The organism is Kitasatospora sp. NPDC051702, assembly GCF_040681575.1.
GTDB lineage: Bacteria > Actinomycetota > Actinomycetes > Streptomycetales > Streptomycetaceae > Kitasatospora.
On sequence record NZ_JBFAZB010000026.1, the window covers coordinates 1 to 24,500 of the forward strand.

A 24,500-nucleotide genomic window follows, 5' to 3' on the forward strand; every position below is an offset into this window, starting at 1 on the left:
GCGTCCCCCCCCCAAACGCGGCCCCCCCCACCCCCCCCGGGGGCGGCGCCCGGGGGGGGGGGGGGGGCCCGGGGGGGGGGGGGGGGGGGGGCGGCGGCCCCCCCCCCCCCCCACGCTCGTGGCCCGCGTCGTGACGGAGTCCGGTGCCGACCGACGCTACCGGTCACGGTGTGAACGGCGGGCGAGGGTGCCGAGGCCGACCACCGTGAGGGCGGTGGTGAGCAGGACCGCGGTGGCCCAGAACAGGTCGGTGCCGAGGTCGATCTCCTCGGGCCGCTTCGGTCTCGCGGTGCCGTCGAGGGCGAGACGGACGGTGACCTGGTCGCCGACCCGCAGGGTCTGGACGCGCTGGTTGAGGCGCCCGCCGGGGACGGGGGTGCCGTCGGCGGTCACCAGGGCGTAGTCCCAGGAGGGGTTGCGGGTGCCCGGGGTGCGTTCCACGCCGGTGATGCGGGCGGTCACCGTCGGCCCGCTGCTCAGCACCACGTCGTCGCGGACGTTTCCCGCCGCGGCGGCGGCCACCAGGAGCACGAGCGGGGCGATCAGGGCGGCGAGGCAACCCGGGGTCCCGCCGGCGAGCCTGCCGAGGCCCGCCGACAGGCCGGCCGTGCACAGGAGCAGGACGCCCAGGCCGGCCGGCCAGCCGTGGGACCCGTAGGCGGCCGCGGTGGCGACGATCGACAGCGGTGCGGCCAGTGCGAGGACGATGGTCAGCCCGACGGAGCCGCGGCGGGGTCCGGGCCCGGGACGCGGGGCGGCGGCCGTCATCCGAAGGCCTGGCGGATGGTGTCCCACTGGTCGGGGGGCAGGGCGTCGCGGCTCTCGTCGCGGGGAGGGTGGAAGGAGATCCCGCGGAGGGCGGTGGCCAGGAGGGGCAGCCACTCGTCCCAGTGGTCGACGTCCTCGGTGGTGAAGACGGCGGCGACGACGTGCGGGCTCCACGGGTGGGGGAGGAGCAGTTCGAGCTGACGCACCGTGCTGACGGTGGACTCGGTCACCCCCCAGACCGCGCCGGGGACGGGGACGGCGACCTGGCGGGCGCTGAGGGCGGCGCGGCCGGCCGGGTGGTCGACGACCCCGACGTCGGCGCCGGGCCAGAGCTCGGCCAACTCCTCGGCCACGCGGGCGGGGTAGCTTCCGACCGGGCCCGTGTCCTCGGGGCGGAGGAAGACGGTGAGCACGCCGTGGAGGGGTTCGCCGTCCACGGCCCGGACCAGACAGCTGGAGACGTGGACGGCGCCCTCGCGCAGCTGGGCCTGCAGGGCGGTCTCGGCGGCGATCACCGCGCCGAGTTTCTGCTCGGCGCCGACGCCGGGGAAGAGGGTGTCCAGTCGTTCGGCCGAGCGGGCCATCCGGTCGCCGGGGTCCTCGTCGAGGTCGATGGCGGTGAAGCCCCCGGGCAGGGTGATCCAGAGCGGCGGGGTGGCCTCATCGTCCATATCCGGCCGCCCATCCGCCGAGGCCCAGCAGGTTGCCGACCGTGGACACGGTGCCGATGACGGCGTTGGCCTTCCCCCCGCCGACGGCGGTGCCGGCCGAGCCGAGGACGGTGTTGCCACCGGTGGTGTAGTTGACGGCGCTGGTGAGACCGTCGCTCGGGTCGTCCTGGGTGAGCGCGTACGCGGTCGGGGCGTTGAGCCCGGCGGTGGTGACGGCCTGGACGCCGTCGGAGACGTCCATCGCGGTGGCCTTGGAGACCCCGAGCTTGACGGCCGGCTTCTCGATCGCCGCGGTGAAGAGCGGGTTGGCGGGGTCGACGGCGCGGGCGGCGGCCCTGGTCTCGGTCGTTCCGGCGCTGATGGTCCCGCGCAGGCCCGCGCCGGTGAGGCGGGCCTCGCGGGCGGCGGTCACGCCCTTGGCGGCGACGCCCACCCCGGGGATCGCGCCGAGCACGTCGCCGCCGAGGGTCAGCCAGTTGCCGATGTTCTTCTGCGGCGGCCACAGCTGGCCCTTGGCGGCGTACTGGGTCGCGTGCGCGCCCGCGGCAGCGGCGCTCAGCAGGATGGCGGGCAGTGCGAAGGCGGGGAAGAAGATCGCCGCGATCCCGCAGACTCCGGCCGCGACGGTGAGCAGGTCGGCGCCGTGGTTCTTGAGCCAGTTGCCGACCTTGCTGAGCCAGCCGGGCTCCGGTGGGGCCTTGCTGTCGGCGGCCTTGCGGATGGCGTCGGCGGCGTGGCGGGCGTCCCGCTCGTGCCCTTCGGCGAGTTCGTGGGCCTGTCCCCTGATGCCGGCGAGGTCGGCGGTGGCGCCGGCGACGAGTGCCGCGGCCGCGTCGAGGTGGCCCTTCGCCGTGGTGTAGCGCTGTTCGGCGGCGGCGAGGCTCGCGTCGTCGGGGAAGGTCCGGCCGGCCAGCCGGAGGTCGGGGGCGGCGGCCGCGGTGGCGTGTTCCCGGTCGGCCTGCGCCTTCTGTTCCGTGGCGGCCTTGGCGGCGCGCTCCAGCTCGGCGGCCTTGGGCCGGTGCTCGTTGAGCGCCCGGTACCAGGCGTCGAGTGCCTGGTAGGCGGCGGTGATCGAGTCGGCGGCGTCCTGGAGGTACCCGGGGAGCTTGCCGAACTGGTCGGCGAAGGCCTTGGCGGCCTCTCCCGTCCACTGGCCCTGGTCGGCGGAGATCTGGGCGAGGGTGGTGTGGACGTCGATCAGGTGTTGGGAGACCCTGCGCAGGCTCCCGCTGAGGCCGGAGACGGCGGACGGCTCGCCCGGGGCGGGGTTGAAGCCGAGCCCGGACCAGTCGGGCGCGGGGGTGGTCACGACTGCCCGGTCGGGGTGAGCGCCTTGGTGATGCTCCGTTCGGTGCCGTCGTAGCCCTGCTGCACCTTCTCCAGGCCGCCGTCGAGCACCTTGACGCACTCGCGGACCTTCTTGAGGCCGTACTCCCAGGTGCTCTGGAAGTGCCCGCAGGCCTCGTCGAGGAAGTCGTGGCCCAGCCCGCTGCGGCCCGCCTCCTTGAGGGCCTTCAGGCCCTGGTCGAGTTCGTCGCCGCAGCCCTTGAGGTCAGTGGCCAGTTTGGCGAGGAACTCCGTACTGACCGTGAAGTCGGCCATCTTCTCCCCCGGTGATCGCCGTGTCGGACCGGGTGAGCATAGTCGTGCTCCGCGGGCGGGCGAGGGGCTTCGGGGGCGGGTTCCGGCGGGTGTGACGGGATCTTTACGGGCCTTCGACGGAGCCTTTGCGTCCGCGGGGCCCGGGGTGCGTCGTGGGGGCGGGGTGGCGGACGGGCCGGGGCGGGGCGTCGGGTGGTCCGGCGCCCCGCTCCGGCCCGGGTCCGGTGCGGGCGGTTCAGCGGTGACGGGCCGTCACGTGGCCGGTCAGTGGCTGTTGCGGAGGTTGAGCACGACGACGCCGACGATCACCAGCGCGATCCCCAGCCACTGCAGGCGGCCCAGGGACTCGCCGAAGGCGACCACGCCGATCCCGGCGACCGCGGCCGTCCCGGCCCCCGACCAGACGGCGTAGGCGACCGAGACCGGGATGTGCTTGAGCGCCCGGCCGAGCAGGACGAAGGACAGCACGTAGCCGATCGCGACCCCGACGCTCGGCCAGAGGCGGGAGAACCCTTCGGTGAGCTTCAGGCAGCTGGTGGCGCAGACCTCGCTCACGATGGCGAGGGCGAGCAGGAGGTAGGGCATGGCGTCAGACGGCCCGGTCGGTGCCGAGCCGCCCGAGCAGCGCGAGGTCGGCCTGCTCGAGGCTGCCGAGCAGCGTGATCCGGGCGCCGTCCGGCATGGGCGTCGCGGTGGAGGGCACGGCGAGCACGGCGCAGCCGGCCGCGGAGGCGGAGGCGACCCCGGTGGGGGTGTCCTCGACGGCGACGCAGACGGCCGGGTCCAGGCCGAGCCGCTCGGCGGCGGCCAGGTACGGGTCCGGTGCGGGCTTGGTGCGCGGGGTGTCCTCGGCGGCGAGGGTGACGGCGAACCAGTCCCGGCCGATGGCGGACAGCACCAGTTCGACCACCCGGCGCGGCGAGGCGGAGACCAGCGCGGTGGGCACCCGGGCGTCCCGCAGCGAGGCGAGCAGGGTGAGCGCGCCGGGGCGCGGGACCGTCTCGGCGGCGACCTTGCCGGCGAAGGACTCGCCGAGGCGGTCGGCGAGTTCGGCCTCGCTGAGGTCGGTGCCGCTGACCCTGTGCAGGTGGGCGGCGGTGTGCTCGACGGCCTGGCCGAGCACCTCGGGGGCGTCCTGGTCGGTGAGCGGGCGGTGCAGCTCCTCGGCGAGCTCGGCGGCGGCCTGCCACCAGAGCTGTTCGGTGTCGACCAGGGTGCCGTCCATGTCGAACAGGACGGCGGCGGGCAGGACGGTCCCGGGGGGCGTCCCGGGGGCGGTTTCAGGCATGGCGGTACCTTCGGTGGTCCATCGGGTGGCGGTACGAGGGTTTCAGACGGCCGCGCGGCGGGCCATCCGGCCCCCCGGTGGGGGCTCGGCGGGGCCGGGCCGGGGGCCGGGCGGCCCCGCGGTCGGGCGCAGCGGTCGGGCAGGTCGGTCAGGCGCGGCGGTCCACCAGCACCGGGCGCTCCGGCAGGGACAGCTCGGCGCGCGAGCCGGCCGGCAGGGCGGCGGTGGCCTCGGTGGGCAGGTCGGCCTTGACCTCGGTGCCGTCGTCGAGGCGGACGGTGAGCCGGGTGACGGCGCCCAGGAAGGAGGCGGCGACGACCAGCGCCGGGCCGTGCTCGGCCGGCGTCAGGGTGACGTTCTCCGGGCGGACCAGCACCTGCAGCTCGCCGTCGCCCGGCAGCTCGCCGTCCACGGCGTGCCGGCGGCCGAGCACCTCGACGCCGTCGGAGGTGCGGGTGCACGGGATGCGGCTCATGGTGCCGACGAACTCGGCGACGAAGGCGGTGGCCGGGCGGCCGTACAGCTCGGACGGCGTGGCGCACTGCTCCAGCCGGCCGGCGCGCAGCACCGCGACGCGGTCGGCCATCGACAGCGCCTCCTCCTGGTCGTGGGTGACGAACAGGGTGGTGATCCCCAGCTCCTGCTGGAGACGGCGGATCTCCTCGCGCAGCTGGAGCCGGACCTTGGCGTCCAGGGCGGACAACGGCTCGTCGAGCAGCAGGACGCGCGGCTGCAGGGCGAGCGCCCGGGCGAGCGCGATGCGCTGCTGCTGGCCGCCGGACATCTGGTGCGGGTAGTGCTCGGCGCGGTGCGGCAGGCCGACCAGTTCCAGCAGTTCCTGGGCGCGCTTGCGGCGGTCGGCCTTGCCGGCGCCGCGCATCCGCAGGCCGAAGGCGACGTTGTCCAGGGCGCTCAGGTGCGGGAAGAGGCTGTACGACTGGAAGACCATGCCGGCGTCGCGCTTGTGCGCGGGGATCGCGGTGATGTCCTGGCCGTCGACCAGGACCTCGCCCGAGTCGTGCTGCTCGAAGCCGGCCAGGATGCGCAGCGCGGTGGTCTTGCCGCAGCCGGAGGGGCCGAGGAGGGCGAGCAGTTCGCCGGGGTGGACGGTGAGGTCCAGGCCGTCCAGGGCCGTGGTGGTGCCGAACGCGCGGCGCAGCGAGCGGAACTCGACGGTGGCGCCGCCGGGGGCGAGCGCGACTCCGGCGACGGGGGCGGGGGCCGTGGTCATGGCTGGTAACTCCTGGAAGGCGTGGGGTGGTTCGGGGTTCCTCGGACAAGCCCTAGGGGGGTGGTGCCTAGGAGCGGGCGGCCTTGCGGCCGCGGCCCGCGGCGGACATCAGCAGCAGGACGACCCAGACGATCAGCAGGCTGAGCATCGAGACGGCGACGGACATCTGGCCGTCGCTCTTGCCGTTGGAGTTGATCCACACCGAGAAGGGGGCGAAGCCGAGGATGGAGGCGGTGGTGAACTCGCCGAGCACCAGGGCGACGGTGAGCACGGCCGCGTTCAGCAGCGCGCTGCGCAGGTTGGGCAGCACGACGGTGAACACGGCGCGCAGCCAGCCGGCGCCGCAGTTGCGGGCGGCCTCGACCAGGGTGGTGACGTCCACGCCGCGCAGGCCCGCGTCCAGCGCCCGGTAGGCGAACGGCAGGGCCATCAGCACGTAGGCGATGACCAGCACGATCGGGAAGGCCGGGTCCTGGATGGCCACGATGGTCTGGAAGAACGGGGTGTCCTGCAGGTAGTCCGGGCCCCAGCGCAGCACGCCGATGATGCCGGTGGTGAGCGCGACCACCGGGACGACCAGCGGCATCGAGCACATCACCTCGATCACCGGGCGCAGCTTCGGCGCGCCGAGCCGGGCCGCGAGCATCGCGGGGACGAGCAGGAGCAGCAGCACCGCCACGGTGACGCCGGCCAGTTCGAGGCTCAGCACCAGGCTGTCCGTGAAGCCGGGGGCGTTCAGCAGTTCGGTGTAGGCGCGGAAGGTGACCCCGCCCTTGGTGTCGTCGACGCTGAAGTACACCGACGCGGCCATCGGGACGGCGAAGTAGACGCCGCAGAGCAGCAGGACGAGGCCGCGGCCGGGACGGATGCGGTTGATCAGGCGAGCCACTTGGCACTCCGGCGCTGAAGGGGCAGGTACACGGCCATCACCAGGCAGGCGACCACGATCATGTCGAGGCCGAGGGCGAGGGCGAGGTTGCCCTGGCCGACCAGGACGTTGCCGGACAGCGCGTCGCCGATCTGCATCGAGATCAGCGGCACCGAGCTGCCGACCATGGCCTCGGCGGTGGCGTACGCGGCGAAGGAGGCGCCGAACAGCAGCACGAAGCCGCCGAGCAGCGAGGGCACCAGCACCGGCAGGGCCACGTGCCGCCAGTACTGCACGACGGTGGCGCCGTTGTTGTACGCGGCCTCGCGCCACTGCACCCGCAGGCCTTCCAGGGCGGGGGTGATGGTGATGACCATCAGCGGGACGAGGAAGTACAGGTAGACCACCGAGAGGCCGGAGAAGGTGTAGAGGTTCCAGCCGTGCTTGGTCAGGCCGAGCCGCTTGGTGACCTCGCCGGAGTTGCCGAGGGTGGCGACGAACATGAAGGCGAGCGGCACGCCGCCGAAGTTGGCGAGCACCCCGGAGGCGGAGAGCACGGCCTCGCGGAAGACCCGGAACCGGGAGGTGGCGACGGCCTGGGCCAGCGGCAGGCCGACCACGGTGGCGATCAGCGCGGTCAGCAGGGAGAGCTTGACGCTGCCCCACAGGGCGGTGAAGTAGGCGCCCTGGAGCGAACCGGTGAGGTTGTCGGTGGTGAAGGTGCCGCCGCCGTCGGGGGCGTCGGTGGAGGTGGTGAACGCGCCGATGGCGATCGCGACGGCGGGCAGTCCGAAGCCGATCACGAAGAACAGCAGCAGGGGCAGGGCGGCCAGCCAGGCCCGGCTGCGGCCGGCCCGGCCCCTGGCGGGGCGGGGGGACCGGCGCCCGGCGGCGGTCCCGGTGGTGGTCGTGGGGGCGGGGGCCGCCGTGGCGGCCGGGGAGCTGGGGGAGACGGGGCCGGGGGCGCCCCCGCCGCGCTGGGCGGCGGAGGCGCTGGCCGGCACCGGGGTGGGAGCCGTGGTCATCGTCAGGTCAGCCCGCGATCGCCTTGGCCCAGTTCTCGGTCACGACCTTCTTGGCCGCGTCGGTCTGGTCCGGGGTCGGGAAGGTGGTGAAGGGCTTCTCGACCGGCGGCAGCTTCGAGGCGGCGTCGGCGTCGAGGGTGCCGGCGGTCTTCATGGCGTCGAACAGGGCCGGGGTGGCGAAGCCGCCCATGAAGCCGTTCTGGCCGGCGGCGCTGTAGAGGTACTCCTCCCACAGGCGGGCGGCGGCCGGGTGCGGCGCGTCCTTGTTGATGGCCTGGTTGTAGTACTGGGCGTAGGAGCCGTCCGACGGGATGGCCACCTGCCAGTCGAGGCCCTTGTCCTTGAACTTCACGGCGTAGCCGGCGTTCAGGTACGACCAGTCGATGCTGATCGGGGTCTCGCCCTTCTCGATGGTCGCCGGGGTGACCTCGACCGGGTTGAAGTTCCCGGCCTGCTTCACCTTGCCGAAGAAGTCGACGCCGGGCTGGATGTTGTCCAGCGAGCCGCCGTTGGCGAGGGCCGCGGCGTAGACGGCGCCGAACGCGGCACCGGCCTTGGTCGGGTTGCCGTTCAGGGCGACCATGCCCTTGTACTCGGGCTTGAGCAGGTCGGCGAAGGTCTTCGGGCAGGCGGCGACCTTCTTGGCGTCGCAGCCGATCGACATGTAGCCGCCGTAGTCGTTGTAGCTCAGACCGTTGGCGTCCTTCATGGTGGCCGGGATCTTGTCGAAGTCGACGACCTTGTAGGGGGCCAGCAGGCCCTGCTTGCCGGCGCTGATCGCGAAGGCGGAGCCGAGGTCGACGACGTCGGGGGCGCGGTCCTGGCCCTTGCGGGAGGTGATCGCGTTGATCTCGTCCTGGCTGGAGCCGTCCGGGTTCTCGTCCTCGATCTCGATGCCGTACTTCGCCTTGAAGTCGTCCATCAGCTTGCCGTAGTTCGCCCAGTCGCGGGGCAGCGTGATGACGTGCAGCTTGCCCTCCTTCTTGGCGGCGGCGACCAGGGCGTCCATCCCGCCGAAGTCGGCGATCGAGGTGGCGGTCTTGGCGCTCTTGCCGCCCGCGGCGTCGCCGGACTTCGCGGAGGAGCCGGCGGAACCGCAGGCGGTGAGGGACAGCGCAGCGGCGGTCAGGACGGCCGCGAAGGCGGCGGAACGGGCGCGGTGCACGGACACGGGTCAGTCTCCTGAGAAGGGGGAACTGCAGGGGGTGTCTTGATCGGGGGATCTGGCGAGTGGCCGTCCGGGTGAGGGGGGGTGAGCCGCCCGGAGCCGTCCCGGACTGCCGTTCGAGGCCGTCCGAGTTGACTAGCCAACTTCGCTGACGGAGGTAAGTACGCCGGAGTCCGGTGACGGGAAGGTGAACGGACGGCCCAGAACCGGGGTCGGCTGCGGGAACGGTGGAATCCGGCCGCCGGAGCGTGATCCGTTCGGTGCGATGCTTCGAAGGCGCAGCCGGATAGGGTCGGCCTGTCCGCGCCGGCACGGTTGCGCAGGACACCGCCCCAGGAGGGACATTGACTGACGTGGCACTTGAGCCCGAGCGCCCCGCGGCCGAGCAGCGCCCCGCCCCCGAGCGGCGGCCCGCCGCGACCGGGGACCGTGCGTCCGGCGCCCTGTACCGGAAGGTGGCCGCCGACCTGCGCGAGGCCATCACCACCGGCGCGTTCGGCGAGGCCGGGCGCCTGCCCGCCGAGGGCGCCCTCGCCGAGCAGTACGGCGTCTCCCGCGGCACCGTCCGCCAGGCGCTCGCCGTCCTGCGCTCCGACGGGCTGGTCACCTCCCGCCGCGGCACCCGGCGGGTGGTGCTGGGCGGCGCCCGGGTGCAGAGCTTCTCCGAGCTGCTCAGCTTCACGCACTGGGCCTACTCGATGGGCGAGGAGCCCGGCGGCATCCTGGACTCGCTGGTCCGCCGCCCGGCGGACGCCGCCGAGCGCGAGCAGCTGCGCCTGGAGCCCGGCGCCGACGTGTACGTGACGGTCCGCCTGCGGACCCTCTCCGGCGCGCCGGTGATGGTCGAGCGGACGGTCTACCCGCCGCGGGTCGGCGAGATCGTCGCCGAGCTGCCGCCGGACGTCGTCTCGCACACCGAGGTCCTGCGCGAGCACGGCATCCTGTTCACCGACGCCGACCACACCATCGACATCGTGGCCGCCAACGCCGAGGACGCCCGGCTGCTGGGCTGCCGGCGCGGCAGCCCGCTGCTGCGCGAGCGGCGGCGCACCACGGACCCGACCGGCACGCCGGTGGAGTGGTCCCAGGACCGCTACCTGCCCGGGACGGTGGCCTTCAGCGTGCACAACTCGCTGGCCACGTCGGCGCTCTCGCGGCACGCCCGGGAAGGGGACTGAGCCCCCTCCCGGGCTCCGGCCGGGCGGTCGGGCCGTGCACCCGGCGCATCAGCGTGCGGGCGCACCGCCACCGGGTGCGTCGCGGGCACCGGCGTCAGCGCATCAGGGCGGCGAGCAGCGGGCGGTAGTGGTCGAAGCCGGGCGTCCCGGCGCCGGCCACCTTCGCCTGCTCGTCCCAGCGGCGGACGGCCACCGCGTCGGCCGCGCCGGGCAGTTCGGCGAAGGCGGCGGCCTGCGGGCCGTCCATCGGGCCGCCCTGGACGGTGAGGGTGTACTCGGACGCCTCGGACAGCCGCTCCCGGTAGCCCGGCTCGACCGCGCACAGGTAGCGCTTGGCGGCGACGTGCAGCCGGACCGGCTCCGTCACCTCCGGGCCGAACCACTGGGCCAGCCAGTCGGCACCGGTGTCGCTGTGCCGGTTGTCCCGCCCCTCCATCAGGTCCCGCCCGTGCAGGGTGCCCCGGAAGTGGCCGAGGTCGTGCAGCAGTGCGGCGGCGACCAGGTGCTCCGGCGCGCCGGCCGCCTCCGCCGCGGCGGCGGCCTGCAGCATGTGCTCGGCCATGGTGACCTCCTCGCCCAGGTACTCCCCGGCACCCTCGTCGGCGAACAGGGCGGCGATCGCGTCCAGTGCGGCGGAGCGGCGGTGCAGCACGGCGAGGGTGCTGGCGAGCGAGTCCAGGTCGGCGTAGCAGCCCTGGAGGTGCCGGTGGCCGTCCTGCCGGAAGGCCGTCCGGGCGTGCAGCAGGCGGGTGTTGTCGAAGACCAGGCAGTCGCCGGGGCCGAGCCGGAAGGCGAGCTGCAGCTCGGGGCGCAGGGTGATCGCGGCGAACCGGCGGTACGCGGCGTAGAAGGCCTCCCGGTCGCCGACGCGCAGGGTGCCGATCGAGCGGTTGTTGAAGCGCACCTCGCGGATCCGGCCGAGCGCGTCCACGTCGATCAGCGGGCGGTCGGCGCGCAGCTCGGTGCGGCGGTCGCGGAAGACGAAGGGGACGGGTGTGCCGGTCAGCAGGGCGAAGTCGGCCGGTGACTCCGCGCGCAGCACGGCGGCCGCCTTGAACCCGTCGACCAGGCCGGAGTCGCCGCCGGTCGCCGAGTTCTCGAGGCAGTGCAGCAGCTGGAGCGTCGGCACCGGGTCGCGGTAGGGGTTGTCGGTGTGCGGGGCGATGGCGGCGCTGGTGAAGGCGAGGTTGTTCGGGTCCGGCTCGACCCGGACGTCGAACAGTTCGCCGTAGTTGGTGACCCGGACGTACCCGAAGCTCTCGGCGACCCGCAGGACCTGTCCCTCCACCGCGGGCACCCCGCGCAGCACGGCGAACCCGCTGTGCCGGACGGCGGCGAGGACGGCGGCCCGTTCGGCGGGGTCGGTCAGGTACTCCTCCCAGCCGGCCTCCGGGATGCCGCGGGCGAAGTCCGCCGCCGCCCAGAGCCGCTTGCCCTCCTCCGTCCGCCCGTCGCCGTGGTCGGTCTCCCCGAGCCAGGCCAGCGGGTAGCGCGACCGGTGCCCGTCCGACCAGAGCACCTCGAGGTCCGGACCGATCTCCTTGCTCGCGGCGATGGTCAGGTCCTCCGGCAGGTCGCCGACCCGGAACAGCTTCTGTCCGTTGCGGTGGTCCCGGCACTCGGTGCACGGGCAGTTGTCGCGCAGCCAGTAGGGCGGCAGCTCGGACATGGTGGTCTCCTCCTCGACGGTGGCCCAGCGGGCAAAGTTGTATAGCCAACTTTGCCCGTCGGCCTGGAGCCTGCCGCCCTTCGGTGAGTTCTGCGTGCCCGCCGGGTGAACGGCCGGGGAACTGTCCGTCGAGACCGTCCCCAAATCCCTTGCGCCCATCGCCCCGACCTGGTCGGATGTGCCGGTGCTCGATCAAGATCAGAATCCGGCCGAGGCCCTGGTGGACGTCACCCCGGCCGCTCCGCCCCTCCCCGCCGCCCCCCGCTCCCGCCGTCGGCTCTGGCTGACCCTGGCGGCGCTCGGCGTCGCCGCCGTCACCACCGCCGCGGTCGCCCTCGCCGACAACATCGCCGCCTTCGGCGAGTACCGCTACGAGCAGCCCGGGGAGTTCCTCGGGCTCCCCGGCGTCCCCGTGGACCAGGTGGTCAAGGCGTCGCCCCAGCTGCGCGACGTGAAGGTCGGCGGCTACCAGGCCGCGGACAAGTCCCGGAGCGTCGTCCTCACCGTCCGCGAGCTGCCCACCCTCGCCCCCTCGGGGCAGATCGACAGCGTGATCTCCGAGGCGACCAGGAACCTCCCCGTCGCGGACCTGCACGAGATCGACCCGGGCCCCCGCGGCGGCGTCCTGAAGTGCGGCCACACCACCGCGATCAGGAAGGCCGGCAAGGCCCAGGACGTCGGCTTCTGCGCCTGGGTCGACGGCAGCATGTGGGCCGTCTACGTCGAGCACATCGAGGACGTCACGATCACCGCGGAGAAGCTGGCCGACGACGTCCGCGCGTTCCGCGAGCTCGCCGAGGTGAAGGCATGACGACCGAGCCGACCGACCCGACCGGCGAGCCCGGCGCGTCCGACCGGACCGTGCCGCCCGGCGGGCAGCAGGGAGTCGCCGACGCCGACCTCGTCGTCGACGTCACGCCCGCCGCCCCGCAGCCGCGCTCCCGCCGCACGCTCTGGCTGACCGTCGCGGCCGTCCTCGTCCTCGGCGCCGGCGGCTTCGGCGTCGCCTTCGCCGACAACTTCGCGAACCTGGGCGCGTACGCGTACAGCGCGCCGAAGGAGTTCGACGGACTGGCACTCGTTCCGAAGGCGTCGGTGACCAGGAGGAGCCTCCGCGCGGGCTCCGAGTCCGGGGTCTCGGTCACCAACTACCGCAGCGCCGACGAGGAACGGGTCGTCATCGTCACCGTCTACGAGAAGCACATCTTCACGCCCTCCTCGGAACTCGACGACCTCCTGGCCCGTCAGCGCGCCAGTGGGGCGACCGTCACCGACCTGCACGACGTCGACCCCGGCGAACGCGGCGGTGTGATGAAGTGCGGCAACACCGACGACGACGGCCAGCAGCTCGGCTTCTGCGACTGGTCCGACGGCAGCATGTGGGCCACCTACCAGGAGGCGGTCCGGGACACCACCGTCGCGCCCGACACCGCCGCCTCCCACGCCCGAGCGTTCCGCGCGCTCGCCGAGGTGCCCTCCTCGTGACCTGAGTCGGACCGGCCCCGGGCCCGGCGCGGCCGTTCGGGTGAGGCGGCGGGCCCGGGGCGCGTCTCGCGGCGGGGGAGCCGTGCCACTGCGGCACTGTCGGGGTGGATTCCCCTGACGTGAGAGGCGATCGGCCCATGGCTCATCCCACTACTGAGGCCCCGACGGGTTCGGGGCACACCGGACTCAAACGCGAAGTCGGCGTGATCGGGCTGCTCTGGGCCTCGGTCGGGGCGATCATCGGCTCCGGCTGGCTGTTCGGGGCGCAGAAGGCCGCGGTGGCGGCGGGCCCCGCGGCGCTGGTGTCGTGGGGGGTCGGCGCGCTGGCGATCATCCTGCTGGCGCTGGTGCACGCCGAGCTGGGCGGGCTGTTCCCCGTGGCGGGCGGCACCGCACGCTACCCGCACTACGCCTTCGGCGGCTTCGCCGGGATGTCCTTCGGCTGGTTCACCTGGCTGCAGGCGGCGACCATCGCACCGATCGAGGTGCAGGCGATGATCAACTACGCCCAGCACTGGTCCTGGGCGGACGGCCTGCTGAACGAGAACCTGACCCTCACCGGCACCGGCTTCGTCGTCGCGGCCGCGCTGATGGGGCTCTTCGTCGCGATCAACTTCCTCGGCGTCCGGCTCCTCGCGCACACCAACAGCGTGGCCACGGTGTGGAAGGTCGCCATCCCCGTCCTGACCATCTTCGCGCTCGGGTTCACCGAGTTCCACGGCTCCAACTTCAGCGTGCACGGCTTCGCGCCGGAGGGTGCCAAGGGCGTGCTCGCCGCGATCAGCACCAGCGGGGTGATCTTCGCCCTGCTCGGCTTCGAACAGGCCATCCAGTGGGCCGGCGAGAGCCGCAACCCCCGCCGGGACATCCCGCGGGCCGTCCTCGGCTCGGTCGTCATCGGCACGATCGTCTACGTCATGCTGCAGGTGGTCTTCATCGGCGCGCTGCCCCCGGAGACCTTCGCCGGCGGCTGGGGGACGCTCACCTACCCCGGCATCAGCGGGCCCTTCGCGGGCCTGTCGACGCTGATCGGGCTGGGCTGGCTGGCCACCCTGCTCTTCATCGACGCGATCATCTCGCCGGCCGGCACCGGCCTGGTCTACATCACCTCCAGCTCCCGGGTGACGTACGGCCTGAGCCGCAACGGCTACGCGCCGCAGGCGCTGCAGTACACCGACAAGCGCTCGGTGCCCTGGCTCGGCCTGATCATCGCCTGGGTCGCCGGCGTGATCTGCTTCCTGCCCTTCCCGAGCTGGCAGCGGCTGGTCGGGTTCATCACCTCGGCCGTCGTGCTGATGTACGCGGGCGCGCCGCTGGCCTTCGGCGTGCTGCGCAAGCGGCTGCCGTCGATGGAGCGCTCGTACCACCTGCCCGGCGGCACGATCATCTCGCCGCTGGCCTTCGTGGTGGCCAGCCTGGTCATCTACTGGTCGGGCTGGGACACCCTGTGGCGGCTCGGCCTGGCGATCGTCATCGGCTACGCGCTGCTCGGCGGGTACTCGGTGTACGCCGCGCGGACCGGGGTCCCGAACGCGCCGCGGATGGACTTCCGGGCGGGGCAGTGGCTGCCGGTCTACCTGGTCGGCATGGGTCTGATCTCCTGGCAGGGCACCTTCGGCGAGGGCGCCCGGGGCAACCTGCCGCTCTGGTGGGACATCCTCGTCGTGGTGGTGTTCTCGCTGGTGATCTACTACTGGGCGCTGGCGATCGCGCTGCCGGCGGAGGAGATCGAGCGGAACATCCGCGGCGTCGAGGTGGTGGACGCGGGCGGGCACTGAGCCGACGCGGCGCGGCGGCCCCCGGGGACCTCTCCCCGGGGGCCGCCGCGCGTGCGTCACACGGCGGCCGTCCAGGCCTCCCCGGCGGCGGCGAGGGCGGGGGCCGCCGCGGCGCCGGTGGCGGCGGCGAGGGCGGTCAGGCAGGCCAGGACGGTGTCCAGCGAGGCGGCCGCCCCGTAGTGGTTGACGCGCAGCATCGACGCCGCGAGCGCGCCGCCGCCCGGCTGGAGGGGCAGGGCCGGCTCGAGCCGGGCGGCGAGGGCGGTGGCGTCGACGCCGTCCGGGGTGCGAAGGGTGGTGGCGACGGGGGCGGCGTGGGCGTCGTCCGGGACGAACGGGCTGAGGGTGCCGAGGGCGCGGACGCCGGCCCGGGTGGCGGCGGAGGCGGCGCGGTGGCGGGCGATCACGGCGGGCAGGCCGTCTGCGGCGATGCGGTCGAGGCAGGCGCCGAGCGCGAGCATCTCCAACTGGGCCGGGGCGTGCGGGAGCACGGTGCGTCCGGCGTCCGTCCAGCGCTCCTTCCAGTCCAGCAGGGAGAGGTAGGAGCGGCGCGGTGCGGCCGGGTTGGCGGCGATCCGCTCCCAGGCGCGCCCGGACACCGAGACCGCGGAGACCCCGGCGGGGCCGCCCATGGCCTTCTGCCCGCCGATCACGCAGAGGTCGACGCCCCACTCGTCGGTGAGCAGCGGCTCGGCGGCGACGGAGGCCACCGCGTCCAGCATCAGCAGGGCGCCGTGCTCGCGGACGACGGCCGCGATCTCCGCGACCGGGTTGGTGTTGCCGGTGGCGGCCTCCGCGTGGACCAGGGAGACGAAGTCGATCTCCGGGTGGGCCTCCAGCGCCCCGGCCACCTGCTGCGCGCTCACCGCGCCGTGGAAGGGGACGGCGAGGTCGACGACCTCGGCCCCGCAGGAGCGCAGCCAGCCGCCGAAGGTCTGCCCGTACGGGCCGGTGACGATGTTGAGCGCGGTGGAGCCCGGGTGCGCGGCGCCGCGGATCGCCGCTTCCAGCGGCAGCAGGGCCTCGCCCTGGGTGACGATGACGTCGGCGCCGGTGTGCAGCAGCGCGGCCACCTTGTCCTCGATCGCGGCGAAGTCGGCGGCGCCGAGCGGGGGGAGGTCGAGGAAGGCGCTCATGCTCCCGCCCCGCTTCGCTCGGCAGGGGCGTTCGCCCGTGCGCGCCTTTCCATGAATCGCTCGCTGCGCTCGCTCACGTCGCGGGGCCTCTCACACGGGTGGTTGGGACGGGAACGAGTCTGCCGCATGCGCACCGGTCACGGGGAACGCCCCCGTCGGTAGAGTGCGGCCATGAGCGATGGCGCGGTGCTGCACGTGCGGGGTCGGGTGCTGGTCGGTCCGGAGGACGTCCGGGACGAACTCTGGGTGGTGGACGGCCGGGTGAGCTTCACCCGCCCGCCCGGTGCCGAGGACGTCCGGACGGTGACCGGATGGGTGCTGCCCGGCCTGGTGGACGCCCACTGCCACGTCGGCCTGGACGCGCACGGCGCCGTCGACGCGGAGACCAGCGAGAAGCAGGCGCTCACCGACCGGGACGCCGGCACCCTGCTGATCCGCGACGCCGGCTCGGCCGCCGACACCCGCTGGATCGACGAGCGCGAGGACCTGCCGCGGATCATCCGGGCCGGCCGGCACATCGCCCGCACCCGCCGCTACATCCGCAACTACGCGCACGAGATCGAGCCCGGGGACCTCGCCGCGTACGTGCGGGCGGAGGCCCGGCGCGGCGACGGCTGGGTCAAGCTGGTCGGCGACTGGATCGACCGCGAGCGCGGGGACCTGGCCGCCTGCTGGCCGGGCGACGCGCTGGTCGAGGCGATCGCGGCGGCGCACGAGGAGGGTGCGCGGGTCACGGCGCACTGCTTCGCCGCCGAGTCGCTGCCGGACCTGCTGGCGGCCGGTATCGACTGCGTCGAGCACGCCACCGGGCTGACCGAGGAGCTGATCCCGGTCTTCGCCGAGCGCGGGGTCGCCATCGTCCCGACGCTGGTCAACATCGCGACCTTCCCGGGCCTGGCGGCGGGCGGCGAGGCCCGGTTCCCGGCCTGGGCGGCCCACATGCGGCGGCTGCACGAGCGCCGGTACGACACCGTGGGCGCGGCGCGCGACGCGGGCGTCCCGATCTTCGTCGGCACGGACGCGGGCGGCTCGCTCGCGCACGGGCTGGTCGCCGACGAGGTGGCGGAGCTGGTGAAGGCCGGGCTGAGCCCGGCCGAGGCGCTGTCGGCGGCGAGTTGGGGCGCCCGGGAGTGGCTGGGGAGGCCGGGGCTGGAGGAGGGCGCGCCGGCGGACCTCGTGGTGTACGGGGAGGACCCGAGGGCGGACGTCCGGGTGCTCGCCGACCCGCGGCTGGTGGTGCTGCGCGGGCGGCCCGTCGGGTAGGGCGGGTCCGACGACCGCCGCCGGGTGTGCGACGCGACCGGCCGGGCCCTCCCGGGGGCCGCGGCGCCGCCCGCGCCCGCGGCGGTCCTGGCCCCGGCATGATCATCCGCTGAACGCGCTGTCGGGGTAGGCCGATAGGGTGCCGTCATGGCACCGCGTCCACTGAACGAGATCGTCGAGCCCGGTTGGGCCACCGCCCTGGAGCCCGTCGCCGGGCGGGTCGCCGCCATGGGCGACTTCCTGCGCGCCGAGCTGGCCGCCGGCCGCACCTACCTGCCGTCCGGGCCGAACGTGCTGCGGGCCTTCCAGCAGCCCTTCGCCGACGTGCGGGTGCTGATCGTCGGGCAGGACCCGTACCCGACCCCGGGCCACGCCGTGGGGCTGAGCTTCTCGGTGGCGCCGGAGGTCCGGCCCGTCCCGGCGAGCCTGATCAACATCTTCCAGGAGTACGGCACCGACCTCGGCCTCCCGCAGCCGTCCAACGGTGACCTCACCCCGTGGACGCGGCAGGGCGTGCTGCTGCTCAACCGTGCGCTGACCACCGCGCCGCGCAAACCCGCCGCGCACCGCGGCAAGGGCTGGGAGGAGGTCACCGAGCAGGCGATCCGGGCGCTGACGGCGCGCGGCGGCCCGCTGGTGGCGATCCTGTGGGGGCGCGACGCCCGCAACCTGCGGCCGCTGCTCGGGGAGGTGCCGGCGATCGAGTCGGCGCACCCGAGCCCGTACTCGGCCAGTGGCGGCTTCTTCGGGTCGCGGCCGTTCAGCCGGGCGAACGAGCTGCTGGCGCGGCAGGGGGCGCAGCCGGTGGACTGGCGGCTGCCGTAGGGCGTGTCCCGGGCGGGCAGGTCCTGACAGAGTCCGGTCATCTGCGAACGTCGATCTCACTCCAACGGGTGAAATGGCGTTCTGTGTCACTCATATGACGGATCGTTTGAGAAGACTGGCGGCTCATCCTTTCAGCCCTGTGGGGGTACCGCCATGTCTGCTCGCCGAATCGTTTCCGCAGTCGCCGTCGCCGGAGTCTGCACCCTGCTCACCGTCCCGCCCGCCCAGGCCGCCCCGACGGCGCCCGCGCCCACCCCGTCACCCGGCAGGGCGCGGGCCGTCACCGCGGAGCTCGACCTGGACGTCAGCCTGCTGAACAAGGCCGTGGACGTCCCGGTGAACATCGCGCTCAACAAGGTCGAGACACCCGCACAGCGGACGGCCTCCCCGCGGCCCGTCACCGGCGGCGGTTCGATGCTCACCGCCACGGTGGACGGCGTCGACCAGCAGGGCCCGGTCACCCTGGTCAAGGCCGACGTCGGCACCTCCGTGGTGCGGGCCGACGCCCGGGGCACCGCCGCCTCCGTCAAGCTGGTCAACGCCGACGTGCACGCCCCCGGTCTGCCCGCCACCGCCCTGCTCGGCCTGGAGGCGATGAGCGCCGAGGCGACCTGCCCGGTCGACGGGCAGCCGACCGCCGAGGTCGTCGCCCCCGTCCGGCTGACGGTGCTCGGCAAGCCCGTCACCGTCGGCCTCTACGGCCCGACCAAGGTGGACGTGCCGCTGGTCGGCAGCGTGTCGGTGGAGTTCTCCAAGCGGACCACCACCTCGACCACCGCCGCCGCCTCCGCGCTGGAGGTGCGGGTGGAGGTGAACCCGCTGAACCTGAACGTCGCCAAGGTCACCGGCACGGTCACCGTCGCCTCGGTGAGCTGTGAGAAGCCCACCGCACCGCCCGCCACCCCGACCCCCACCGCCACGGCCGCGCCCACCACGGACGCCCCCGTCACCGCCGGGCCGACCACCGCTCCCGCCGTCCAGCCGGTCGCCGACACCACCACGGGCGCGGCCGCTCCCCGGAGCGCCCCGGCGAGCACCGGCAGGCCCGCCGAGGGCCTGGCCACCACCGGCGGCGGCAGCGCCACCGGCCCGCTGGCCGCCGGGGCCGCCGCGCTGGTCGCCGGCGGGGCGGGCGCCCTGTGGGCCACCCGGCGCCGCCGCGCCGCGCACGCCCGCCGGCACTGACCGACCGGGCCGGGCGGCGGGGCCGCCGCCCGGTGGCACCACGGGCCGCGGGAGTGCCGGGCCCGGCACTCCCGCACCGTAACCGTGCCGACGCGGACGGTTGGTTCACATGCGCGTTACACGAGAGGAACAACCGGGAAACGGCGGCTTGCGACGCTACGCGGGCACCCACCACCCAGCAATGCGAGGTACACCGCCGTGGCAATCAAGGCCGAGTACATCTGGATCGACGGCACCAAGCCGACCGCGAAGCTCCGTTCCAAGACTCGCGTCCTGCCCAACGCCGACAAGATCCCCACCTGGGGCTTCGACGGCTCCTCCACCAACCAGGCGGAGGGTCACGCGTCGGACCGCGTGCTGGAGCCGGTGAAGGTCGTCAAGGACCCGATCCGCGGCGGTGACAACATCCTCGTCCTGTGCGAGGTCCTGGAGACGGACGGCACCCCGCACGAGTCCAACACCCGCGCCCTGCTGCGCGAGGTCGAGGAGAAGTACACCGCGCAGGAGTCGATCTTCGGCATCGAGCAGGAGTACACCTTCTTCAAGGGCTCCCGCCCGCTCGGCTTCCCCGAGGGCGGCTTCCCGGCCCCGCAGGGCGGCTACTACTGCGGCGTCGGCGCCGAGGAGGTCTTCGGCCGCGAGATCGTCGAGCTGCACCTCGACCGCTGCATCGACGCCGGCCTGGCGATCTGCGGCATCAACGCCGAGGTCATGCCCGGCCAGTGGGAGTTCCAGATCGGCCCGGTCGACGCCCTGACCGTCTCCGACGACCTGTGGATCGCGCGCTACCTGCTCTACCGCACCGCCGAGGAGTTCGGCATCGACGCCACCCTCGACGCCAAGCCGGCCAGGGGCGACTGGAACGGTGCGGGCGCGCACACCAACTTCTCCACCAAGGCGATGCGCGAGGGCTACGAGGCCATCATCACCGCCTGCGAGTCGCTCGGCGCCTCGCAGGAGAAGGTCCTGGAGCACGTCAGCCAGTACGGCGACGACATCCAGTCCCGCCTGACCGGCAAGCACGAGACCGCCCCGTGGAACGTCTACAGCTACGGCGTGTCCAACCGCGGCGCCTCGGTCCGCATCCCGTGGCAGGTCGAGGTGGAGCAGAAGGGCTACATCGAGGACCGCCGCCCGAACGCGAACGTCGACCCCTACGTCGTCACCCGCCTCCTGATCAACACCTGCTGCGAAGCGCTGGAGAAGGCCGGCCAGGTCTGATCCGCCGCTCCCCGAGCAACCCGCCGGGCCTCCCCTCCACGCGAGGGGAGGCCCGGCCTCGTTCCGCCCCGGCCGTGACAAATTGGTGGCGAACCTCCGGGGGCCGCAACACAATTCACCCATGACACGGCCCCTGCTGCTCCTCGACGTGGACGGACCGCTCAATCCGTACGCCGCGCCGGCCACCCGCCGGCCGGACGGCTACGACACCCACCGGATGCTGCCCCCGTCGTGGCTGGCGCGCCGCCCGCCGTGGTCCGAGCGGCGGGTGCGGTCGCTGCGGGTCTGGCTGAACCCGGCACACGGGCCGGAGTTGCTGGCCCTGCCGTACGAACTGGTCTGGGCGACCACCTGGATGGACGAGGCGAACACCTACATAGCCCCCCTGATCGGCCTGCCCGAACTCCCCTACATCCGGTGGACGGAGGTCTTCGGCGCGGATCCGGACGGCCTGCACTGGAAGACCCGGGACGTGGTGGCCTGGGCGGCCGGGCGGCCCTTCGTCTGGGTGGACGACGAACTCGGCCCGCAGGACGCCGAGTGGATCGCCGCCCACCACCCCGGTCCGGCGCTCGCCCTCCACGTCAACCCCCGGATCGGCCTGCGCGCGGGCGACTTCGCGACCCTGCGGGACTGGGCGGCCGGTGACGGGGCGCTCGGCGGCGGGGTGGACGGCGGCGGGGCGGTCGGCGGAGGGGCGGCCGGCCGGTGATCGGGACGGTCGAACGGCTGCGGCGCTACCCGGTGAAGTCGCTGCTGGGGGAGGAGCTCGGCGGGTCCGTCGAGGTGACCGCGCGCGGCCTGGCCGGGGACCGCGGCCGCGCCCTGCTGGACGTCGCGACCGGCCGGGTCGCCAGCGCCAAGAACCCGCGCCGGTGGGCCGGACTGCTCGACTACACCGCGACGGCCACCGCGGGCGGCGGCGTGGCCGTCACCGGTCCGGACGGGCGGCCGGTGGACGAGGCGGAGCTGTCCGAGGCGCTCGGCCGCAAGGTCGTGCTGATCGCCGACCGGCCGCCCGGCGCGGCGATCGAGCGGGCGGTGCCCGAGGAGGTGCTGGCGCGCGGCGTCGCGGCCGAGGTCGAGGTCACCGTCAACGAGTTGGGCCGTGCCGCGCCGGAGGGCACCTTCTTCGACTTCGCCCCCGTGCACCTGATCACCACGGCCACGCTCGCCGCGACCGGCACCGGCGGGGAGGCGGAGCGCTACCGCCCGAACCTGGTGATCCGCGTCGAGGGCGAGGGCTACGTCGAGAACGCCTGGGTGGGGCGGGAGTTGGCGATCGGCCCGACGCTGCGGCTGCGCGTCCTGGTGCCGACCCCGCGCTGCGCCGTCCCCACCCTGCGGCACGGCCCACTGCCCCGCCGCACCGCGGCCCTGCGGGTGCCCGCCGAGCAGAACCGGCTGGTCCCGCTGGAGGGCATGCCCGCGCTGCCCTGCGCCGGGGTGTACGCGCAGGTGCTGGTGCCCGGGCGGATCGGGCCGGGCGACGCGGTAGGGCTGGTGGGTTAGGGCTGGTGGCGGAGAGCCTGGCTGCGTCGGGGCGTCGGGGTACGGGACCGGGGGAGCGGCCCGGGTCGGCGGCTCAGGCCTCGGTGAGCACCGCGGCGAGCGCGTCCAGGAAGCGGTCGGTGGTGGCCTCGTCCCGGACGGCGATGCGCAGCCACTCCTCGCCCAGCCCGGGGAAGGTGTCCCCGCGCCGGACCGCGAAGCCGTGCGCGCGCAGCCGCTCCCGGACGGCCGCCGCGCCCGGCAGCCGCACCAGCACGAAGGACGCGGCCGGCTCGCCGTACATCCGCACGGACGGGAACGCGGCCAGGCCCTTGCACAGGTGGGCGCGCCACAGCGCCAGTTCGGCGGCGGCCCGCTCCGCCTCGGCCAGTGCCGCCGCGGTGCTGCAGGCCTCGGCGGCCGCGAGGGCCGGGGTGGAGACCGGCCAGAGCGGCTGGGCGGCGCCGAGCGCGGCGATCAGCGGGGCCGGCCCGAGCACGTAGCCGATCCGCAGTCCGGCCAGGCCCCAGGTCTTGGTGAGGCTGCGCAGGACGACGACCCGTCCGGGCAGCCCGCGGGCGGCGGCGAGGGACTCCCGCTCGCCCGGCACGGTGTCCATGAACGCCTCGTCCACCACGAGGGTGCGCCCGGGCCGGGCGAGGGCGGCGACGGCCTCGGCGGGGTGCAGGACGGAGGTCGGGTTGGTCGGGTTGCCGAGCACGACGAGGTCGGCCTCCTCGGGCACGGCGCCCAGCCGGAACCCGTCCCCGGGGGAGAGCAGCACCCGGTGCACCCGGTGCCCGGCGTCCCGCAGCGCCGCCTCCGGCTCGGTGAACTGCGGGTGCACCACGGCGATGTGACGTGCCATCAGGACGCGCGCCAGCAGGACGAAGGCCTCGGCGGCCCCGGAGGTGAGCAGCACCTCGTTCGCCGGCCGCCGGTGCCGGGCGGCCACCGCGGCGCGGGCGGCGCCCTGGTCGGGGTAGGCGGCGAGGTCGCCGAGGGTGGCCGCGAGGCGCTCGCGCAGCCAGGCCGGCGGCGTGCCGGTGCGGACGTTGACGGCCAGGTCGACCAGGCCGAGCCCGTCGGCGCGCACCTCGGCGTCACCGTGGTGGCGCAGGTCGGGTTCGGTCGCGGTCACGCGGGGTCTCCTTGCGGGTGGCCGGGCAGGCCGGGGACGCGGTGGACGTCGTACGGGCCGGGCGGGACGGCGAGCCCGGTGCCGTCGCCGAGTGCGACCAGGGCGACGGCCTGTCCGAGCGAGGCGAGGTCGACGGCCGTCCGGGCGTGGTCCCCGGCGGTGATCCGCCGGGTGCCGGGCCGCAGCAGTCCGGCGATCGACTCGACTGCTCCGACGGCCTCGACGGGGCCCACGACGCTGTGGGCGCGCCGCAGTTCGGCCGCCGCGCGCGGCACCAGGAGGTCCGGTTCCCCGGGGCCGAGGCCGACCAGGGCGAGCCGCCCGCGCACCGCGGACCGCGCGACCGCGACCGTCGCCAGGGCCGACTTCCGCTTGGCGACGACGAGTTCACCGCCGGGCGCGCTGGCCAGTGCCGCCGCCTCGGCGACGCTGGGGGTGCCGACGGCCGCCCCGACCAGGTCGGAGGGGTTCGGCACCGCCACCGTGGCCAGGACGTCCGCCGGGTGTTCGTCCACGGGGACGGAGCCGAGGCAGAACGCCGCCCAGCGCACCGCCGGGTGGTCCGCCTTGCCCGTCACCGTCGCCAGCCGGGCGACCGACCCGCGGGACAGGCCCGCGTCCCGGAGCGCGTCCAGCAGCAGCCGGATCACCTCGGTCTGCTCGGCGCGGGCGCCCGCGCCGACCCCGACGACGAGGCTGCGCGGCTGCGTCGGGAGCCCGCCCTCGGCCGGGCGGGTCCGGTCGCCGTGCTGCTGGTCGCCGTGGTGCTGGTCGCGGTGCTGCCGGGCGCCGTGCTGCTGGTCGCCGTGCCGCCGGTCGGTCTGGCGCAGGCCGGAGGCGGGGGGTGCGTCGGCGGGTGCGTCGCCGCCGGCCGGAGCCGGCGTGCCGGTCAGGACCGCCCGCACGCCCAGCAGCGCGGCCAGTTCCACCGCCAGCTCCTCGGCACCGGTGTCGCGCCTGGTCAGCGGGACGGCGTACCGCAGGTCGAGGTCCAGGCTGACCAGGCCGGGGCGGCGCCGGCCTGGCGGGAGGCCGTCCGCGTACAGCCGCACGGTAACGGCTACGGGGGCGAGGCAGACCACCAGGTCGTGCCGGTCCAGGGCGTACGCCAGGGCCTCGGTCGGGCCGAAGCAGGCGGAGACGCGGGCCTGGTGGATGCGGGTGGTGTCGGGCCAGGCGGCGTGGATCTCCTCGGCCAGCAGGCGTCCGGACGCGCCGAGGGCGACCAGTCCGATCACGTACCGCTCTCCTTCGTCCCGGGGGCAGGATCCGCCGGGCGGGCCCGAGCCCCCGTGATCCCACCACGCCCGGGCGGAACGGGTCAATCCGGACGACTGTGACGTCGACCGCCCGCGGGCGGCAGGTGTTCGTCTGTTCTTCACCTGCCTTGTGCCGTACACGACACCGGCGCGATCCTACTGTTCTCGGCGCTCCAGCCAGGCAGCCCCGACGCACGGAGGACCCGATGGCCTTCGCACGACTCCGCACCCCCGGTACCGCCAACGCC

24 protein-coding genes are annotated in these 24,500 nt (G+C 74.5%); 10 read left to right on the forward strand and 14 right to left on the reverse strand.

The window, feature by feature from the left end; translation table 11 throughout:
- Positions 1–156: 156 nt before the first annotated feature.
- The 10 genes from AB0N04_RS21670 to AB0N04_RS21715 all read right to left on the reverse strand — a co-directional run bounded on the left by AB0N04_RS21670 (position 157) and on the right by AB0N04_RS21715 (position 8,624).
- Positions 157–768: a hypothetical protein gene (locus AB0N04_RS21670; RefSeq protein WP_360218415.1), complete on the reverse strand. Its 612-nt coding sequence runs from the start codon at positions 766–768 to the stop codon at positions 157–159.
- Positions 765–1,439, reverse strand: a complete 675-nt coding sequence (locus AB0N04_RS21675; protein WP_360218413.1) for a hypothetical protein — start codon at positions 1,437–1,439, stop codon at positions 765–767. The genes AB0N04_RS21670 and AB0N04_RS21675 overlap by 4 nt, the downstream gene beginning before the upstream one ends.
- Positions 1,429–2,748: a putative T7SS-secreted protein gene (locus tag AB0N04_RS21680; RefSeq protein ID WP_360218411.1), complete on the reverse strand. Its 1,320-nt coding sequence runs from the start codon at positions 2,746–2,748 to the stop codon at positions 1,429–1,431. The genes AB0N04_RS21675 and AB0N04_RS21680 overlap by 11 nt, the downstream gene beginning before the upstream one ends.
- Complete coding sequence (locus AB0N04_RS21685) at positions 2,745–3,041, reverse strand: hypothetical protein (protein ID WP_360218408.1); 297 nt, start codon at positions 3,039–3,041, stop codon at positions 2,745–2,747. The genes AB0N04_RS21680 and AB0N04_RS21685 overlap by 4 nt, the downstream gene beginning before the upstream one ends.
- Positions 3,042–3,305: 264 nt before the next feature.
- Entirely contained in the window at positions 3,306–3,626 is a 321-nt protein-coding gene (locus AB0N04_RS21690; RefSeq protein ID WP_360218405.1) for a multidrug efflux SMR transporter, read from the reverse strand.
- 4 nt (positions 3,627–3,630) lie between these two features.
- On the reverse strand, positions 3,631–4,329 hold the full coding sequence (locus AB0N04_RS21695; RefSeq protein WP_360218402.1) for an HAD family phosphatase: 699 nt from the start codon (positions 4,327–4,329) through the stop codon (positions 3,631–3,633).
- Positions 4,330–4,477: 148 nt separating this feature from the next.
- Positions 4,478–5,560, reverse strand: a complete 1,083-nt coding sequence (locus AB0N04_RS21700; protein WP_360218399.1) for an ABC transporter ATP-binding protein — start codon at positions 5,558–5,560, stop codon at positions 4,478–4,480.
- A 67-nt stretch (positions 5,561–5,627) separates the two neighbouring features.
- Positions 5,628–6,371 carry an ABC transporter permease subunit gene (locus AB0N04_RS21705; protein WP_360218492.1) on the reverse strand — a complete coding sequence of 248 codons (744 nt, stop codon included), beginning with the start codon at positions 6,369–6,371 and terminating at the stop codon, positions 5,628–5,630.
- Between the two features lie 65 nt (positions 6,372–6,436).
- Entirely contained in the window at positions 6,437–7,453 is a 1,017-nt protein-coding gene (locus AB0N04_RS21710; RefSeq protein ID WP_360218396.1) for an ABC transporter permease subunit, read from the reverse strand.
- A gap of 7 nt (positions 7,454–7,460) precedes the next feature.
- Positions 7,461–8,624 carry an ABC transporter substrate-binding protein gene (locus AB0N04_RS21715; RefSeq protein ID WP_360218393.1) on the reverse strand — a complete coding sequence of 388 codons (1,164 nt, stop codon included), beginning with the start codon at positions 8,622–8,624 and terminating at the stop codon, positions 7,461–7,463.
- 350 nt (positions 8,625–8,974) lie between these two features.
- Between AB0N04_RS21715 and AB0N04_RS21720 the strand changes: the two genes are divergently transcribed.
- A complete protein-coding gene (locus AB0N04_RS21720) occupies positions 8,975–9,799 on the forward strand; it encodes a GntR family transcriptional regulator (protein ID WP_360218390.1) in 825 nt (274 codons plus the stop codon).
- A 94-nt stretch (positions 9,800–9,893) separates the two neighbouring features.
- On the opposite strand, the gene AB0N04_RS21725 is transcribed toward AB0N04_RS21720, so the two are convergent.
- Entirely contained in the window at positions 9,894–11,468 is a 1,575-nt protein-coding gene (locus AB0N04_RS21725) for a TauD/TfdA family dioxygenase (RefSeq protein ID WP_360218387.1), read from the reverse strand.
- 184 nt (positions 11,469–11,652) lie between these two features.
- On the opposite strand from AB0N04_RS21725, the gene AB0N04_RS21730 reads away from it, so the two are divergent.
- The 3 genes from AB0N04_RS21730 to AB0N04_RS21740 all read left to right on the forward strand — a co-directional run bounded on the left by AB0N04_RS21730 (position 11,653) and on the right by AB0N04_RS21740 (position 14,731).
- Complete coding sequence (locus tag AB0N04_RS21730; protein ID WP_360218384.1) at positions 11,653–12,279, forward strand: hypothetical protein; 627 nt, start codon at positions 11,653–11,655, stop codon at positions 12,277–12,279.
- Positions 12,276–12,953 carry a hypothetical protein gene (locus AB0N04_RS21735; protein WP_360218382.1) on the forward strand — a complete coding sequence of 226 codons (678 nt, stop codon included), beginning with the start codon at positions 12,276–12,278 and terminating at the stop codon, positions 12,951–12,953. Before AB0N04_RS21730 ends, AB0N04_RS21735 begins: the two co-directional genes overlap by 4 nt.
- A 137-nt stretch (positions 12,954–13,090) precedes the next feature.
- Positions 13,091–14,731, forward strand: coding sequence for an amino acid permease (locus AB0N04_RS21740; protein WP_360218379.1), 1,641 nt, complete (start codon positions 13,091–13,093; stop codon positions 14,729–14,731).
- A 56-nt stretch (positions 14,732–14,787) separates the two neighbouring features.
- Here the strand turns inward: AB0N04_RS21740 and AB0N04_RS21745 are convergent, their stop codons facing one another.
- The gene (locus AB0N04_RS21745; RefSeq protein ID WP_360211673.1) at positions 14,788–15,867 is read right to left on the reverse strand and encodes an aminotransferase class V-fold PLP-dependent enzyme; all 1,080 of its coding nucleotides are present in this window, start codon (positions 15,865–15,867) and stop codon (positions 14,788–14,790) included.
- A 171-nt stretch (positions 15,868–16,038) separates the two neighbouring features.
- On the opposite strand from AB0N04_RS21745, the gene AB0N04_RS21750 reads away from it, so the two are divergent.
- The 6 genes from AB0N04_RS21750 to AB0N04_RS21775 all read left to right on the forward strand — a co-directional run bounded on the left by AB0N04_RS21750 (position 16,039) and on the right by AB0N04_RS21775 (position 21,873).
- A complete protein-coding gene (locus AB0N04_RS21750; RefSeq protein WP_360211675.1) occupies positions 16,039–17,130 on the forward strand; it encodes an amidohydrolase family protein in 1,092 nt (363 codons plus the stop codon).
- A 147-nt stretch (positions 17,131–17,277) separates the two neighbouring features.
- Positions 17,278–17,955 carry a uracil-DNA glycosylase gene (locus AB0N04_RS21755; protein ID WP_360211677.1) on the forward strand — a complete coding sequence of 226 codons (678 nt, stop codon included), beginning with the start codon at positions 17,278–17,280 and terminating at the stop codon, positions 17,953–17,955.
- Between the two features lie 153 nt (positions 17,956–18,108).
- Positions 18,109–19,140, forward strand: a complete 1,032-nt coding sequence (locus AB0N04_RS21760) for an SCO1860 family LAETG-anchored protein (RefSeq protein ID WP_360211679.1) — start codon at positions 18,109–18,111, stop codon at positions 19,138–19,140.
- A gap of 198 nt (positions 19,141–19,338) precedes the next feature.
- A complete protein-coding gene (gene glnII / locus AB0N04_RS21765; protein ID WP_360211681.1) occupies positions 19,339–20,361 on the forward strand; it encodes a glutamine synthetase GlnII in 1,023 nt (340 codons plus the stop codon).
- Between the two features lie 121 nt (positions 20,362–20,482).
- Positions 20,483–21,073: a hypothetical protein gene (locus AB0N04_RS21770; RefSeq protein ID WP_360211683.1), complete on the forward strand. Its 591-nt coding sequence runs from the start codon at positions 20,483–20,485 to the stop codon at positions 21,071–21,073.
- On the forward strand, positions 21,070–21,873 hold the full coding sequence (locus AB0N04_RS21775; RefSeq protein WP_360211685.1) for an MOSC domain-containing protein: 804 nt from the start codon (positions 21,070–21,072) through the stop codon (positions 21,871–21,873). Before AB0N04_RS21770 ends, AB0N04_RS21775 begins: the two co-directional genes overlap by 4 nt.
- A gap of 73 nt (positions 21,874–21,946) precedes the next feature.
- Here the strand turns inward: AB0N04_RS21775 and cobC are convergent, their stop codons facing one another.
- Complete coding sequence (gene cobC / locus AB0N04_RS21780; RefSeq protein ID WP_360211687.1) at positions 21,947–22,993, reverse strand: Rv2231c family pyridoxal phosphate-dependent protein CobC; 1,047 nt, start codon at positions 22,991–22,993, stop codon at positions 21,947–21,949.
- Positions 22,990–24,231, reverse strand: coding sequence for a cobalamin biosynthesis protein (locus AB0N04_RS21785; RefSeq protein WP_360211689.1), 1,242 nt, complete (start codon positions 24,229–24,231; stop codon positions 22,990–22,992). Before AB0N04_RS21785 ends, cobC begins: the two co-directional genes overlap by 4 nt.
- Between the last annotated feature and the right edge of the window lie 269 nt (positions 24,232–24,500).